At 71.9% G+C, this 15,055-nt stretch carries 13 protein-coding genes; 8 read left to right on the forward strand and 5 right to left on the reverse strand.

Going from position 1 to position 15,055, the window contains the following annotated elements; genetic code table 11:
- Nucleotides 1–39 precede the first annotated feature (39 nt).
- Complete coding sequence (gene purE, locus ACZ6Z4_RS05655) at nt 40–537, reverse strand: 5-(carboxyamino)imidazole ribonucleotide mutase (RefSeq protein ID WP_465558500.1); 498 nt, start codon at nt 535–537, stop codon at nt 40–42.
- A 10-nt stretch (nt 538–547) separates the two neighbouring features.
- On the reverse strand, nt 548–1,729 hold the full coding sequence (locus ACZ6Z4_RS05660) for a 5-(carboxyamino)imidazole ribonucleotide synthase (protein ID WP_465558502.1): 1,182 nt from the start codon (nt 1,727–1,729) through the stop codon (nt 548–550).
- A 153-nt stretch (nt 1,730–1,882) separates the two neighbouring features.
- Here ACZ6Z4_RS05660 and ACZ6Z4_RS05665 point away from each other — a divergent pair, with 153 nt between their 5' ends.
- The 4 genes from ACZ6Z4_RS05665 to ACZ6Z4_RS05680 all read left to right on the forward strand — a co-directional run bounded on the left by ACZ6Z4_RS05665 (nt 1,883) and on the right by ACZ6Z4_RS05680 (nt 7,318).
- Nucleotides 1,883–2,449: a GtrA family protein gene (locus ACZ6Z4_RS05665; RefSeq protein WP_465558504.1), complete on the forward strand. Its 567-nt coding sequence runs from the start codon at nt 1,883–1,885 to the stop codon at nt 2,447–2,449.
- Between the two features lie 291 nt (nt 2,450–2,740).
- Nucleotides 2,741–3,652 (forward strand): helix-turn-helix domain-containing protein, encoded by a 912-nt coding sequence (locus tag ACZ6Z4_RS05670; RefSeq protein ID WP_465558506.1) that lies wholly within the window; start codon nt 2,741–2,743, stop codon nt 3,650–3,652.
- A gap of 177 nt (nt 3,653–3,829) precedes the next feature.
- Complete coding sequence (locus tag ACZ6Z4_RS05675; protein ID WP_465558508.1) at nt 3,830–6,349, forward strand: S8 family serine peptidase; 2,520 nt, start codon at nt 3,830–3,832, stop codon at nt 6,347–6,349.
- Nucleotides 6,350–6,436: 87 nt separating this feature from the next.
- A complete protein-coding gene (locus ACZ6Z4_RS05680) occupies nt 6,437–7,318 on the forward strand; it encodes an LLM class flavin-dependent oxidoreductase (protein ID WP_465558510.1) in 882 nt (293 codons plus the stop codon).
- A 51-nt stretch (nt 7,319–7,369) separates the two neighbouring features.
- On the opposite strand, the gene ACZ6Z4_RS05685 is transcribed toward ACZ6Z4_RS05680, so the two are convergent.
- From ACZ6Z4_RS05685 to ACZ6Z4_RS05695, 3 genes are read right to left on the reverse strand one after another with little or no spacing between them, the layout of a single operon-like run.
- Nucleotides 7,370–7,819: a MarR family winged helix-turn-helix transcriptional regulator gene (locus ACZ6Z4_RS05685; RefSeq protein ID WP_465558512.1), complete on the reverse strand. Its 450-nt coding sequence runs from the start codon at nt 7,817–7,819 to the stop codon at nt 7,370–7,372.
- A 32-nt stretch (nt 7,820–7,851) separates the two neighbouring features.
- Nucleotides 7,852–8,283, reverse strand: a complete 432-nt coding sequence (locus tag ACZ6Z4_RS05690) for an SRPBCC family protein (RefSeq protein ID WP_465558514.1) — start codon at nt 8,281–8,283, stop codon at nt 7,852–7,854.
- A gap of 39 nt (nt 8,284–8,322) precedes the next feature.
- Nucleotides 8,323–11,103 (reverse strand): helix-turn-helix transcriptional regulator, encoded by a 2,781-nt coding sequence (locus ACZ6Z4_RS05695; protein ID WP_465558516.1) that lies wholly within the window; start codon nt 11,101–11,103, stop codon nt 8,323–8,325.
- Between the two features lie 203 nt (nt 11,104–11,306).
- On the opposite strand from ACZ6Z4_RS05695, the gene ACZ6Z4_RS05700 reads away from it, so the two are divergent.
- The 4 genes from ACZ6Z4_RS05700 to ACZ6Z4_RS05715 are packed head-to-tail and all read left to right on the forward strand — an operon-like array spanning nt 11,307 to nt 15,007.
- Nucleotides 11,307–12,236: a cupin domain-containing protein gene (locus ACZ6Z4_RS05700; RefSeq protein WP_465558518.1), complete on the forward strand. Its 930-nt coding sequence runs from the start codon at nt 11,307–11,309 to the stop codon at nt 12,234–12,236.
- Nucleotides 12,237–12,292: 56 nt separating this feature from the next.
- Nucleotides 12,293–13,429, forward strand: a complete 1,137-nt coding sequence (locus tag ACZ6Z4_RS05705) for an SLAC1 family transporter (protein WP_465558520.1) — start codon at nt 12,293–12,295, stop codon at nt 13,427–13,429.
- A 29-nt stretch (nt 13,430–13,458) separates the two neighbouring features.
- Entirely contained in the window at nt 13,459–14,283 is an 825-nt protein-coding gene (locus ACZ6Z4_RS05710; protein WP_363676521.1) for an alpha/beta fold hydrolase, read from the forward strand.
- 10 nt (nt 14,284–14,293) lie between these two features.
- On the forward strand, nt 14,294–15,007 hold the full coding sequence (locus ACZ6Z4_RS05715; RefSeq protein WP_465558523.1) for an alpha/beta fold hydrolase: 714 nt from the start codon (nt 14,294–14,296) through the stop codon (nt 15,005–15,007).
- The last annotated feature ends 48 nt before the right edge of the window (nt 15,008–15,055 follow it).

Genomic DNA, 15,055 nt, shown 5'->3' on the forward strand with positions numbered 1-15,055 from the left:
ACCCGCCCCGAGGGTGTGGAAAACCGTCTGGGGTGCGGTTTAACGCAGCTCGTCGGCTCCGTCACGCACCGCAGCGCCCTTGGCGCGGGCGAGGTCGGCCAGCGAGTCCTGGAAGTCGGTCATCTTCTTCAGCAGCTCCGGGTCGTGCGCGGCCAGGATCCGTACGGCGAGCAGCCCCGCGTTGCGGGCGTTGCCTATCGAGACCGTCGCGACCGGGACGCCGGCCGGCATCTGCACGATCGAGAGCAGCGAGTCCATCCCGTCCAGGTACTTCAGCGGCACCGGTACGCCGACCACCGGCAGCGGCGTCACCGCGGCCAGCATGCCCGGCAGGTGCGCCGCGCCGCCGGCGCCGGCGATCAGCACCTTCAGGCCGCGCCCGTGCGCCGCCCGCCCGTACTCGATCATCTCCACCGGCATCCGGTGCGCGGAGATCACGTCCGCCTCGAACGGCACGCCGAACTCGGCGCAGACCTCCGCGGCGGCCTTCATCACCGGCCAGTCGGAGTCCGATCCCATCACGATGCCCACGCTCATGGCCGGTTCCTCACTCGTCGATCGTGCCGGTCAGGTACGCCGCGGCGTGCCGCGCGCGTTCGCGGACCTCGTCGAGGTCGTCGCCGTACGCCGTGACGTGCCCGACCTTGCGGCCCGGCTTCACGGACTTGCCGTAGAAGTGCACCTTCAGCCCCGGGTCGCGCGCCATGCAGTGGAGGAGCGCATAGTGCATGTCCGCTGTGACGTCTGGGTCGCCGCCGAGCACGTTCACCATCACCGTGTACGGCGCCCGCGCGGCCGGGGAGCCCAGCGGCAGGTCCAGCACGGCGCGGAGGTGGTTCTCGAACTGGCTGGTGACGGCGCCCTCGATCGACCAGTGGCCGGTGTTGTGCGGGCGCATCGCGAGCTCGTTGACCAGCAGCCGCCCGTCGCGGGCCTCGAACATCTCGACGGCGAGGATGCCGACGACACCGAGCTCACCGGCGATCCGCAGCGCGGTCTGCTGGGCCTGGGCGGCCTTGTCGGGGTCCAGCCCCGGCGCGGGCGCGGTCACCTCGACACAGATGCCGTCCTTCTGGACCGACTCGACGACCGGGTAGGCGACGGCCTGGCCGTGCGGGCTGCGGGCGACGATCGCGGACAGCTCGCGGACGAAGTCGACCTTCTCCTCGGCCAGGATCGGTACGCCGGAACCGAACGCCTGCGCCACCGCGGCGTCGTCCGGGCCGTCGACGACCCAGACGCCCTTGCCGTCGTACCCGCCGCGGGTGGTCTTGAGGATGATCGGGAAGCCGCCGACGCGCTTGGCGAAGTCCTCGACGTCGGCGGGCGAGGCAACGACCTGGTGCGCCGGTGCGGGCGCGTCGATGGTGTCCAGCCGCTGCCGCATCACCGCCTTGTCCTGAGCGTGCACGAGCGCGTCCGGACCGGGCCGTACGGCGACGCCGGCCGCCTCCAGCTCACGGAGCAGCTCGGTCGGCACGTGCTCGTGGTCGAAGGTGACCACGTCGGCCTCGGCGGCGAACGCCTTGACCGTGGCCGGGTCGCGGTAGTCGCCGACCGGGGCGTCGGCCACCGCCTGCGCCGCCGACACGGCCGGGCCCTCGGCCAGCACCCGGAGCTGGATGCCCAGCGCGACCGCCGACTCCTGCGTCATCCGGGCCAGCTGCCCGCCGCCGACCATGCCCACCACGGGAGTCCCGACCGGGAGGTCTTTTCGCTCGAACTTCACCCGCCTGAGCCTAGTCGTTGCCGTCGGGCCCGCTTACATCACCCGGCGCGAGGCGGCCACTGCGGCGCGCGGGCGATTTTCGTGTCGGCCCCTCGGCCGGGTACCGTGAAAGGTGCCCCGCGATCGCCCGTTCACAGAGAGTCCACTGGTCCGTTGAAGATCTTCACCACGCTGTACCGCCAGGTCGAGCACCTGGTGCACGAAGTGGCCAAGTTCGGGCTGGTCGGTCTGCTCGGCATGGTCGTCGACCTGCCGATCTACAACTGGCTGGTGTTCGACAACCCGCTGGTCGTGTTCGGGACGCACGGTGACGGGATGCTGCACGACCGGCCGGTGACGGCGAAGTTCATCTCGGTCACGGTCGCCACCGTCGCGACGTACCTGGGCAACCGGCACTGGACCTGGCGGCACCGCGAGCGCACCGGGCTGCACCGCGAGTACGTGCTGTTCTTCGTGCTGAACGGCATCGGCCTGCTGATCTCGGCCGGCTGCCTCGGCTTCTCCCGCTACGTGCTGGACCTGCACACCGCGCTCGCCGACAACATCTCCGCGAACGTGATCGGCCTGGGTCTTGGCACGCTGTTCCGCTTCTGGTCCTACCGCAAGTGGGTCTTCCGCGAGGAGATCGCCCTCGACGAGGCCGAGCACCACCCGAAGGCTCCGGACTCCCCGGCCGCCCTCGACGCCGACAACACCGGCGACCTCCCCGTCGTCCGCTGACCCCGGGCTTTCACCGGTACGCCGGAGCGCGGCGATCAGCTCACGCTCCTCGGCCAGCAGTTCCAGCGGGCGGTCGGTGAACCCCTGAGTGAAGTGGTCCAGCGCGTCGCCGCGCAGGAACGCCGGGGCGAGCACCGGGCCGCGAGACGGAAGTGCCTGTTGCGTCAACTATTCGCCCTTGTGGTGACCACGGGAGTGAGACGGGCGCGTCGCGGTCACCGGGGGCGCTGAGCCGTTCCCTCGGTGGCGTCTGTCCTTCAGACTCGGCGGAGGGCTACTGCGGGAGGCGGCGTGGTGGGTGCCAGGCGGGAGTTGGCCGGGTTGTTGCGGTCGGGGCCGTTCGAGGCGGCGTTGGATGTGGCGATCGCGGCTTCGGGGCTTTCGTTGCGGGAGCTTTCGGAGCGGCTGGAGCTGGCGGGGGTTTCGGTGAGTCCGACGGCGTTGTCGTACTGGCGGCGGGGGCGGAGCCGGCCGGAGCGGGGGGCCTCGTTGGTTGCTCTGGGCAAGTTGGAGGAGATCCTCGGGGTGCCGGAGTGTGGGCTGGTGGCGCTGCTCGGTGGGCGGCGGCCGCGGGGGCGGTGGTTGGGGCATCCGCCGGGGACGCTGGATCGGTGGAAGTTGTGGCCGTCGACGGAGGCGTTGCTGACGGAGCTGGACGCGCCGCCGGACGGGCGGTTGGCGTACCTGAGCACGAACGACGTGCTGGTGGTGGACGAGGACAAGGAGATCCGGCGGCAGCGGGTTCGGCTGGTTGCCGAGGCGGCGGTCGAGGACGTCGACCGGTGCGTGGTCTACCACGAGCTCGAAGACCCGGAGGATCTCGTGCCGGAGCTGGTCGGGGTGGCGTTCGGGCGGCGGGGGCGGGTGCGGTGCGACCTGACGACGCGGCAGTTCGTTGCCGAGTTCCTGTTCGACCGGCCGCTGCGGGTGGGGGAGCACACGGTCGTCGACTACGAGCTGCGGCTGCCGGTGAGTCAGCCACTCGACCACTTCTACCGGCACTTCACCCGGCCCGGCGGCCTCTACACTCTGCAGCTGCGGTTCCTCGGCCGGCAGCCGGCCTGGATCCGCCGGTACGAACGCACCGGGGCCGACGGGCCCGACCGGCTGGTCGGCGACCTGTGGCTGGGCGGGTCGGGGACCACGTCGCTGGTCGTCCCGCAGGTCAGATCGGGGACGGTCGGCGTCCGCTGGCTGTGGTGAAGGCTCCCAAAACCCCGTAAATCTGTTCACACCAAGGGCCTCTGACCTGCGCAAACGCCGGCCCCGAACGAGTCGTACGACGACCGAACAGTTTTCGGCCCGGGCCCGCCGCGCGCTGGCTACCTTCCTGCTGTCCCGGCGACCCACCGGGGCATCCCGCCCAAGGAGGTAGCACTGATGCGCTTCTCGCGAAGATCCGCAGGTCTGCTGGCCGTCACGCTCGCCGTCACGGTGGCCACCGCACTGCCCGGCCAGGCCGCCGAGCCCGAAGGCGTCGTCGACCGGTCGGCGAAGCAGCCGGTCGCCGGCGTCTACCTGGTCAAGCTGAAGCCGGGCGCGACCCGTTCCGCCGCGCTCGCCCCGGACCTGTCCGCCCGGTACGGCGGCGACGTGAAGTACACGTTCGCCAAGGTGATGAACGGGTTCGTGCTGAAGAACCTGTCCGACCGGCAGGCCCGGCGGCTGGCCGCCGACCCGGCCGTCGAGGCCGTCGTCCAGTCCGGTACGGCGCACGCGGCCGACACCCAGGACAACCCGCCGAACTGGGGCCTGGACCGGATCGACCAGCGCAACCAGCCGCTGGACAAGAAGTACGCCTATCCCGCGCACGGCGGCGCCGGCGTCAACATCTACGTGGTCGACACCGGCATCCGCTACTCCCACCAGGAGTTCGAGGGCCGGGCCAAGTACGCCGCGGACTTCGTCGAGCCGCCGACCAACGGCGAGGACTGCGACCGGGTGAAGAGCCACGGCACGCACGTCGCCGGGATCGCGGCCGGCAAGACCCGGGGGGTGGCGAAGAAGGCGAACCTGTGGTCGGTGCGGATCCTGAACTGCCAGTCCAGCGGTCAGGACGTCGACATCGTCGCGGCCGCCGACTGGCTGGCCCAGAACGCGAAGAAGCCGGCCGTCGCCAACCTCAGCGTGTACGCCGACAACCCGTCGATCGGCGTGGACGCGATCAAGGGCGCGATCGCGAACGGCGTGCACTGGGCGCTGATCACCGGCAACAACGGCGGCAATGCCTGCGACTACGGGCCTGGTGGCCGCGTCGAGACCGGGATCCGGACGGCGAACGCGACCAGCTCCGACGGTCGCGCCTCGGACTCCAACGACGGCCCGTGCACCGACCTGTTCGCGCCGGGCAGCAACATCAACTCGTCGGTGAACTCGTCGGATTCGTCGTACGGCCAGTTGTCCGGTACGTCGATGGCGGCGCCGCACGTCGCCGGTGCGGTCGCGTTGCGCCTGCACGACCAGCCGAACGCGACGCCGGCGCAGCTGAAGCAGTGGATCGTCGACAACGCGACCACGGGCAAGATGACCGGGATCCGCCAGGGCACGCCGAACCGGCTGCTGTACGTGCCGAACGCGGACACCCCGCCGCCGACCGGCGACTTCGTGGTCAGCGCCGACCCGTCGTCGGGATCGGTCCAGGCCGGCAACGCGGTGAGCACGACGGTGAAGGTGTCGGCCGCCACGGGCTTCGCCGGCCCGGCGGTCGTCGGCGGTCAGCCGACGACGGTTGCCAAGTACCCCTACATCATCTCGCAGCACCGGACCGGCGGCGCCCGCCCGACCGAGCAGTCCTGCACCGGTACGGTCGTTGCCAAGCGCAAGGTTCTGATCGCCGCGCACTGCAAGTTCGCCGCGGGTGACCCGAAGTACCTGGTCTACGGCCGCGATGACCTCGCGGACACCAGCAAGGGCGTCCGGATCGAGATCGCCGATTACCTCACGCATCCCAACTACAACGCGAACGACGGCTGGCGAACCGGGTGGGACGTCGCGGTGATCACCACCACGACCGACATCCCGACCCCGGCCGGTATGGCCTACCCGACGGTTGCGCGGTCGAGCGACAACCTGCCGCTCGGGACGCTCGGCACGGCGATCGGCTACGGCAAGTCCGACGCGCAGGACGCCCAGCGCAACACCAAGCTGTACGAGGCCGCTCTGCCCACCGTGGACGGCCAGAACTGCAACGCGTTCGCCGGTCATTTCGACGACCGCTACATGTTCTGCAACGGGTACGGCGACGCCGGCCGGCCGCACCTGTGCCAGGGCGACAGCGGCGGCCCGTACGTGCACAACGGCAAGGTGTACGGCGTCTTCTCCTGGCTGCGCACCGACTGCGCGTCGTACAACGCGCACGGCAAGCTCTGGGGCGTGATGGGCGACTGGGCCAACGAGCAGATCGGCGGCGGCACCCCGCCGGCCGGCGACATCACGCTCGCCGCGAGCGGTCTGCCGACCGGCGCGACGGCCGCGTTCAGCCCGAGCGCGGTCGATCTCGGCGGCAGCTCGCAGCTCACCGTCAGCACAACCGCCGGTACGCCGGCGGGCGACTACGCGATCACCGTCACCGCGACTCGCGGCGCGATGACGGGCCAGGCGACGTACCGGCTCACTGTCACCGGTGGCGGCGGTCCGAGCACGCTGAAGCTGGCCACTCCCGGCGCGCAGACCTCGGTCAAGGGCAAGCTGGCCAGTCTGCAGCTCACGGCGACCGGAGGGCGCGGCGGCAACACGTTCACCGCGACCGGCCTTCCGGGTGGTCTGTCCGTCAACCCGTCCACCGGTCTCGTCTCCGGAACGCCGACCAGCCAGGGCAACTACCGCCCGACCGTGAAGGTGACCGACAGCTCCGGCGCCTCGGCGTCGGCCACCTTCTACTGGTTCGTCTTCCCGTTCTGAGGATCAGCCGGCCGTCCCTTCGCGGGGCGGCCGGTTGATTTGGTCATCAATCGTGACTATCTTGATTGGTGACCAAAGGAGTGGATGATGGGTGTGCTGTTCGGGGTTGCGGTGGAGCCCTCGGTGGACGTCACGCGGGTTCGGGCGGTGGCGGCGACGGCCGAGGACGCCGGGCTGGACCTGATCGGGGTACAGGACCATCCGTACGTCGCGGAGTATCTCGACGCGTTCGTCGTGATCGGGGACCTGATCGCGCACACCGAGCGGATCGGGTTCTTCCCCGACGTGGCGAACCTGCCGTTGCGGCCGGCGGCGCAGCTCGCGCGGGTGGCCAGCTCGTTGAGTCTGGTGTCGGGTGGGCGGTTCCAGCTCGGGCTCGGCGCCGGTGGGTACTGGGACGCGATCACCTCGATGGGGGTCGAGCGGAAGTCGCCGGCGGAGGCGTTGGCCGCGCAGGAGGAGGCGATCGCGTTGCTGCGGGCGTTGTGGCGGCCGGGGAAGGTCACGGCGTCGGGGGACTGGTACGGCGTCCGCGGGCTGGCCGGGCAGGAGCCTGCAGCCAACGGCGTCGAGATCTGGCTGGGGTCGCAGGGCAAGCGCAGCCTGGCGCTGACCGGGAAGGTCGCGGACGGGTGGGCGGCGCCGATCCCGTCGTACCTGCCGTACGAGAAATGGGCCGAGGGCAACCAGATCGTCGATCGGGCGGCGGTGGAGGCCGGGCGCAACCCCAAGGGGATCCGGCGGTTCGCGCAGGTGGTGGGGACGGTCACGGGCGAGGGCGCGAAAGGCGTGCAGGTGCACGGGGATGCGCCGGTGCGAGGTGGGGTGCAGGACTGGGTGGACGTGTTGACCCGGTTCGCGGAGGACGGGTTCGACGGGTTCGTGCTGTGGCCCGAAGGAGATGCGCGGGAGCAGGCCCGGAGGTTCGGCGAGGAGGTCGCGCCGAAGGTGCGGGAGCGCCTCGGGTGAGCCAGGGCGAGGGTGAGCCAGGGGGGCGAGGGTGAGCGGGGGCGCCTCGACTCAGCGCTGGTCGCGCTGGTTCGCGACGACCTTGCGGAACGTCGCGAGGAAGCGGGCGTACTCGCGGGAGCCCAGCGCGTCGCGGTGCCGCTCGCCGATCTCGGCCATGATCGCGTCGGCGGCCTGCATCTCGGCGCGGCCGCGGGCGGTCGGGACGACGAGCTTGGCCCGCCGGTCGGCGGGGTCGGGCCGGCGCTCGACGTAGCCGAGGGCCTCGAGCTCGTCGACGTTCTTGCCGACCACCTGCTTGTGCTGGCCCGACCGGCGGGCCAGCTCGGTGGCGCGGATGCCGTCGGCGCGGAGATAGGCGAGGACGGCGCCGTGGCGAGGTGCGATGTCGTCGAAGCCGGCCTGGTGCAGGCGGCGGAACAGCTCGCCCTGGACGGAGAACAGCAACCGGCCGGCCAGCACGCCCAGGTCGGTGCCCTCGTCGCGGCGTTCGCCGTCCACCGCTGCCTCCTCGGTCCAGAGTTGGCAGCACCCTACAAGGCGTCGAGGTGCCTCTGGGTCACGATCGAGCGGTCCGTACGCCGCAGCAGCGCCGCCGGTCCGCGCGCGGATTCCTGGAGCACGACCCGGGTCCCGCCGCCGGGCTCGTCCAGCAGCAGCCAGGACTGGTAGAAGCTCAGCTCGTCGCTGACCGCGGCCCAGCCGAAGCGGTGCGGTGCGTCCAGCTCGCCGACGATGCCGTCGAGGGTGTGCCGGTGGGTGGAGACCACGAAGCGGCAGCCGACGGCGACAGCGTCGACGAGCTGGACGTTCTGGACGTCGAGCTGCCAGACCGGCCAGCGTTCGACGTCGAGCAGGCACGCGAAGACGATCTGGATCGGTGCGGCCAGCACCCGTTGGTGGTCCACGAAGCTGTCCGCGCAGTCCGGTCCCCAGCCGGGCGGCCAGTGGATGTCCGCGCTCATGCCCTCATCGTCGCGCTGATCGGTGCTGTTCAACATCTGTCAGATGACTGGCCGGGTTTGGTCGTACGCCGTGAGCGCCGCCCGCAGGGCCGCCCGGGAGGTGATCCCGAGCTTGGGGAAGATCTTGTAGAGGTGGTCGCCGACCGTCCGGTGCGAGATGAACAGCTGCTGCCCGATCTGCTTGTTGGTCAGCCCGCTGCTCGCCAGCTCGGCGATCTCGCGCTCCTGCGGGGTCAGCGGCGCCTGCGCGTCCGCGCCCGAGTGCCGCGTCATGCCGGTCGCCCGCAGCTCGGCTGCCGCCCGGTCCCGCCACGGGTCAGCACCGAGCCCAGCCAGTACGTCGTACGCGAGCGTCAGCTGGTCGCGGGCGGCGCTGGTGTCCCGCAGCCGCCGCAGGCGTTCGCCGTACACGAGTCGCACGCGGGCCAGGTCGAACGGCCACTGCTCCAGCTCCGGCCCGGACAGCGCCAGCTCGAACAGCTCCCGCGTCCGCTCGTCGTCAGCGGTCAGCGCCGCCGCAGCTCTGCTCAGCAACTCCACGCGCGGTGACAGCCTGCCCAGCGACCCCATGACCTCAGCGTGAGCAGCGGCCTCAGCGCGGTGCCCGCTGTGCAGCCCGGCCTCGACCAGGTCCAGCCCGGACCACAGCGCCGTCGGGCGATACCTGGTCAGCTCGCCCGGCCTGCTGACGCGCGCCGCGTGCCGGTACGCCGACTCGTAGTCGCCCGCGCCGACGTCGCAGAGCGCTCGCGCCTGCGAGGCGAAGTAGGTGATGCCGGTGGCCTGGTGCGCGACGGCCCAGCCGTTCAGGTCATCGGTCAGCCGGTGCACTGCCCCGGTCTCGCCGCGGCCGGCTGCGACCAGCGCGTGCACCCAGTGGAAGTACCAGTCGAAGAACCGGAGCTGGTGCTCGGCGCAGAGCGCCATGCCCTCGTCGGCGTACTCCGCGGCCTCGGTCCAGCGCCCGGCGACGAAGCCGTCGATCCCGAGATGCAGCAGCGCGCCGATGTGGCGGCGGACCGGCCCTCTGCCGTCGCGCCGGGAGCGGACGAACTCCCGCTCCGCGCGCCGCAGCCGCGGCAGCCGGTCGGCGAACATGGCGGCGCTGGCGACCCGGACCAGTTGGGTCGGGTCCTCCTCGTCGTCGACGGTGTCGATCAGCGTGTCCAGTACGGCGACGTCCTCGGCGGTCGCGCGGGCGGGGTCGGCGAACACGGTCGCGTTCACCCGCAGCAGCGGTGGCGGCTCCGGGACGAGACGGTCGACCAGGGCGTGGAAGGTCTGCCAGGCGCGCTCGGTGCCGTCGTACCAGCTGATCAGGAGCAGGTTCTGCAGCGCCTCGATCAGGTCGGCGTCCCCGGCGGCGAAGCCGTGGTCGCCGGCCGCGATCGCGCCCGCCAGCAGCCGGTGCGCGGTCGGTACGTCGCCGTCGGCGTTGACCAGCAGGTGCGCCGCAGCCGATGCCGCAGGCAACGAGTGTGCGGCGAGGGCGCCGGACTTCCGGGCGTAGTCGAGCAGCCGGCTCGCGGTGGCCAGCTCGCCGCCGGCCTCGGCGCCCAGGTAGGCGGCCTGGGCGAGCCGGCTGCTGGAGCAGGTCGGGTCGGCGCTCAGCTCGGCAGCCCGGGTCAGCGCGGCGATGGCGCCGATGACCTCGCCCTGGCGGACCAGGGCGCGGGCGGCCTCGTCGAGCTGGGTGGCGATCTCGGGGTCCGGGCCGACGGCGGAGCCGGCCAGGTGCCAGACGCGGCGTTCCGGCGTACGGGCGACGCCGGCGAGCCGGCCGTGGGCCCAGCGGCGGTCGCGTTCGGAGGACGCGGCGACGACCGCCGCACCGATCAGCGGGTGCCGGAAGGTCAGCCGGGTCGGGCTCAGCTGGACCAGCCGCTGCTCCTCCGCCGGGGCGAGGTCGTCGAGGTCGCAGGCGTCTCCGCAGGCCGTCTCCAAGCGGGTCAGCTCGAGGCCGCCGCCGAGTGCGCCCAGCAGCATCATCAGCCGGCAGCGCTCGGGCAGGTTGCGGACCCGCGCGGTGAACATCACCTGCAGCCGCTCGGTCAGCGGCAGGACCTCCGGCAGCGTCGTGAAGTCGGCCCGCTGGTCGCTGTCGAGTGCGGACGGCAGCTCCAGCAGCGCCAGCGGGTTGCCGGCCGCCTCCTCCAGCAGGCGCTGCCGTACGGCGGGAGCCAGCTCCGGGAAGTGCAGGTCGACCAGCGCGCGGGCGGCCGGGGCGCTGAGCGGCGGCAACACCAGCTCGGGCAGACCGGCGTTGTGGAAGAAGCCGCGCTCCTCGGGCCGGCAGGCGGCCAGGACGACGATCGGGCTGCCGACCAGCCGCCGCGCGACGAACGCGAGCACCTCGGCGCTGGCGCGGTCGACCCACTGCAGGTCGTCGAGCAGGATCACCAGCGGCGTCTCGGCCGCGACCGCGCGCAGCCAGAGCAGCGCGGCGTTGGAGACGACGAGCCGGTCGGGGACCGGGCCGACCTCGAAACCGAGCGCGCAGCGCAGCGCCGTACGGTGCGCCGGACTCAGCGACTCGAGCTCGTCGCCGAGCGGGAACAGCAGCTGGTTGAGCGCCGAGTAGCTGAACTCGGCCTCGAACTGGGCGCCGGCCGCGCGCAGCACGCGGCTCGGCGTACCGGCGGCGAACTCCTCGAGCAGCGCGCTCTTGCCGACCCCGGCCTCACCCACCACCAGCAGGGCGCCCCCGCGGACTCCGGCATCATCGAAGTACGCCCGGACCGTGCCGAGGTCGTGCTCGCGGCCGATCAGCCGCTCCGCCCGGTCCACGGCGCCTGGTGGCAGGTGTTTGGGATAGTCCATTCAGGTGACTAAGCTCGTGGCCCTGGTGGTCGGGAGCAGGAAGGACGGATCGTGTCGCTGCTCGGAGGGGGTCGCGTCCACGCGCACAGCATCGCGCCGGTGCGCACATCCCGGCCACGCCCGAGCGGTTCGATTCTCGACGGGATCGGTTCAGCGGCGCCCGGCGGGCTGGGGTCCGGGACCGCGCGGAGCGGGGGCCGTTCGTGGACAGCGTGAGCCGGCTGGTCCGGCTCGCCCGCGTTCGGGGCGAGGTCGACGTCCGCTGCCTGATCGCCGGCGGGTTCGCGATCGACCACCCGCCGGCCGCGCCCGGGCTGGTGCCGTTCCACCTCGTGCTCGCGGGCTCGTGCACGGTCAGCTCCGCGGACTTCTCGGTCGACCTGGAGGCCGGCGACCTGCTGCTGCTCCCGCAGGGTGACGCGCACCTGGTCGCCACGAGATCCGACCGTTGCCTGGAGTTCGCCGAGACGGCCGGCCCGTCGTTCCGGGTCCGCCGGACGACGGACGCCGAGCCCGAGCTCGACCTGTTCTGCGGGCACTACCGCGTCGACGACGGCGCCGGGGCGCTGCTGTTCCGGCTGATGCCGCGGGTCGTGCACGTCGCGCTCGACCAGCCGGCGCAGGCGCTGGCCGAGATCCTCCGCGGCGAGGCGGCGTACGACGGGCCCGGCACCGAGGTGATCGTGTCGTCGCTGCTCGACGCGCTGCTCGCGATGGCGCTGCGCAGCCGGTCGGGCCAGCCGCCGGAGAGCCCCGCGCTGTGGACGGCGATCGGCGACGACGTCCTCGGCAAGGCGATCTGCGCCGTCGTCGACCGGCCGGGGGAGGCCTGGACGATCGACCGGCTCGCGGTCGAGGCCGCGATGTCGCGGGCGACGTTCCTGCGCCGCTTCAACGCCCGGACCGGTACGACGGTCGCCGCGCTGCTGACCGGGATCCGGATGATGGCGGCCGCCGAGCTGCTCGCGGGCTCGGACCACTCGGTCTCGCGGGTCGCCCGGGAGGTCGGCTACCGCTCCGACTCGGCGTTCGGCCAGGCGTTCCGGGCCGCGCTCGGGATGCTGCCGTCGCAGTACCGCAAACAGGTCCGTCATCCGGAACCGTCGCCGGACAGGTCATCTGACGGGCCCTGATCCGGGCGGGTCGGCCGAGCATGGTTCTCGCTCGAGCACCGACCGACGGAGGACCAGTGACCACCCCGCACACAGCGACCACCCCGGCTGAGGACAACGGGGGAGCTGATCAGCCGGGCGGCCATCGGCCCGGCGGTGGGCGGGTGGAAAGCGGGCGCGAAGCAGGCAGGCATGACGCGGGCGGGCGCGAAGCAGACGGGCGCGAAGCAGGCAGGGAGGCGGGTGGGCCGGCCCGGGGGCACGTGCCCGGCGGAGCCGGTCCGGAGCGGCTGCCGCTCAACACCTTCGCCATCGGGTTCGGCCTGGCAGGGCTCGCCGAGGTGTGGACCAACGCGGCGCCTGCTCTCGGACTACCGCGCGCCGTACCGCAGGCGTTCTGGGGGATCGCCGCGGTCGCCTGGTGCTGGCTGATCGTCGCGCACGCCGTACGAGGTGCCCGCAGCTCGACCTCGCTCGCGCAGCAGCTCCACCACCCCGCGCAAGGCTCCCTCGCCTCGCTCGCCCCCGTCACCGCCATGCTGCTCGCCGGTGACCTCGCGACCTACTCGCTCGCCGCCGGGCGCGTCTTCTTCGTGCTCGCGCTGCTCGTCTCGACCGTCTTCGCCGCCTGGCGCCTCGCGTCCTGGTTCGAGGGCCAGCTCGACTTCGAGTCGATGCACCCCGGCTACCTGCTCCCGACCGTCGCCCCCGGACTCGTCGGCGCCAGCGCCGCGGCCGGTGTCGGCTTCCGCGGCCTGGCCTGGGGGCTGTTCGGCGTCGGGATGTTCTTCACCGTCATCATGACCGCGATCCTCGTCCTCCGGCTCGCCTTCCACGCGCCGCTCGCCGACCCGCTGCTGCCGACCACCGCGATCCTCGTCGCGCCGCCCGCGGTCGCCGGGATCGCGTGGTTCGCGCTGAACGGCCGGGTCGTCGACGCGGTCGCGGAGGCGACCGCGGGCGTCGGCGTACTGCTCGTCCTGGTCCAGGTCGCGATGCTGCCGCGCTACCGCCGGCTGCATTTCTCGCTCGGGTTCTGGTCGTTCACCTTCCCCTTCGCCGCCGCGGTGGCGTGGACCGAGGAGTGGCTGGAGATCGAGGCGATGCCGGGCTGGCGCGTGGCGACCGGCGTACTCGCCGTCCTGATGACCGCATTCATCGCAGCGATCGCAGTCGAGTCGCTGCGATTGGTCACCCGCCGACCCGGCCGGTGACCGCCGATCAAACCGAACGGAGAAAGACCATGCCCATGATCACCGGTGCTGACGGCAACGAGATCTTCTACAAGGACTGGGGATCCGGTCAGCCGCTCGTCTTCAGCCACGGCTGGCCGCTGTCGTCGGACGACTGGGACACCCAGATGCTGTTCTTCGTCAGCCAGGGCTACCGGGTCGTCGCGCACGACCGCCGCGGCCACGGCCGGTCCGAGCAGGTGGCGACCGGTCACGACATGGACCACTACGCCGACGACCTGGCCGCGGTGACCGCGCACCTGGACCTGCAGGACGCCGTCCACATCGGTCACTCGACCGGCGGCGGCGAGGTCGTCCGCTACCTGGCCCGGCACGGTGAGTCGCGGGTCGCCAAGGCGGTGCTGATGTCGGCGATCCCGCCGCTGATGCTGCAGACCGAGGCGAACCCGGGCGGTACGCCGATCAGCGTCTTCGACGACTTCCGCGCCCAGCTCGCCGCGAACCGCTCCGAGTTCTACCTGGCCGTTGCCTCCGGCCCCTTCTACGGCTTCAACCGGGACGGTGTGGAGAAGCGCGAGGCGCTGGTCCGCAACTGGTGGCGCCAGGGCATGGAGGGCGGCGCGAACGCGCACTACGAGGGGATCGGGGTGTTCTCCGAGACCGACTTCACCGAGGACCTGCCGAAGATCAGCGTGCCGACGCTGGTGCTGCACGGCGAGGACGACCAGGTCGTTCCGTACGCCGACTCCGCGCCGCTGACCGTGAAGCTGCTGCAGAACGGGACGCTGAAGTCGTTCCCGGGCTTCCCGCACGGGATGCCGACCACGCACGCCGACGTGATCAACGCCGAGATCCTCGACTTCATCAAGTCCTGAAAGGACCGAAATGGCTGACAGCAACAAGCCGACCGTCGTACTGGTGCACGGGGCGTTCGCCGAGTCCGGCGGCTGGGGGCCGGTCGCCGACCGCCTCCAGTCCGAGGGCCACCGCGTGATCGCGGCCCCGAACCCGCTGCGCTCGGTCGCGTACGACGCGGCGCAGGTCAGGGCGCTGATCAACACGATCGACGGCCCGGTCGTCCTGGTCGGGCACTCGTACGGCGGGATGGTGATCAGCAAGGCCGCGGCGGGCGCCGGCAACGTCTCCGCGCTCGTGTACGTCTCCGCGTTCGCGCCGGTGGAAGGCGAGAGCGGCGCGAGCCTGTCCGGGATGTTCCCCGGCAGCACGCTCGGCGAGACCCTGCGCCCGGTACCGCTGCCGGACGGCAACCAGGACATGTACGTCGCGCCGGAGCTCTACCACCACCAGTTCGTCGCCGACGTCTCGGAGGAGCAGGCCCGCCTGATGGCGGCGACCCAGCGCCCGATCACCGCCGCCGCGCTGAACGAGCCGGCCGTCGGCGACCAGGCCTGGACGGAGATCCAGAGCTTCTTCCTGATCGCCGAGGCCGACCGCAACATCCCGGCCGCCGCCCACCACTTCATGGCCGAACGCGCCAAGGGCGAAGTGGTCTCCATCGAAGGCGCCTCCCACGCCGTCTTCGCCTCCCACCCGGCCGAGGTCGCCGACCTGATCCTCCGGGCCGCCAAAACCAGCTGACCTCACTCAGTTGGGTGTACGACCAAGCCCAGCGGCCGCGCACCGGCA

It is taken from the genome of Kribbella sp. NPDC104740 (assembly GCF_055583505.1).

Coding starts and splice junctions, on each gene's coding strand:
- purE (WP_465558500.1), bottom strand. CDS start 537: ATGAGCGTGGGCATCGTGATGGGATCGGACTCCGACTGGCCGGTGATG.
- ACZ6Z4_RS05675 (WP_465558508.1), top strand. CDS start 3,830: ATGCGCTTCTCGCGAAGATCCGCAGGTCTGCTGGCCGTCACGCTCGCC.
- ACZ6Z4_RS05680 (WP_465558510.1), top strand. CDS start 6,437: ATGGGTGTGCTGTTCGGGGTTGCGGTGGAGCCCTCGGTGGACGTCACG.
- ACZ6Z4_RS05695 (WP_465558516.1), bottom strand. CDS start 11,103: ATGGACTATCCCAAACACCTGCCACCAGGCGCCGTGGACCGGGCGGAG.
- ACZ6Z4_RS05710 (WP_363676521.1), top strand. CDS start 13,459: ATGCCCATGATCACCGGTGCTGACGGCAACGAGATCTTCTACAAGGAC.
- ACZ6Z4_RS05715 (WP_465558523.1), top strand. CDS start 14,294: ATGGCTGACAGCAACAAGCCGACCGTCGTACTGGTGCACGGGGCGTTC.
- ACZ6Z4_RS05690 (WP_465558514.1), bottom strand. CDS start 8,283: ATGAGCGCGGACATCCACTGGCCGCCCGGCTGGGGACCGGACTGCGCG.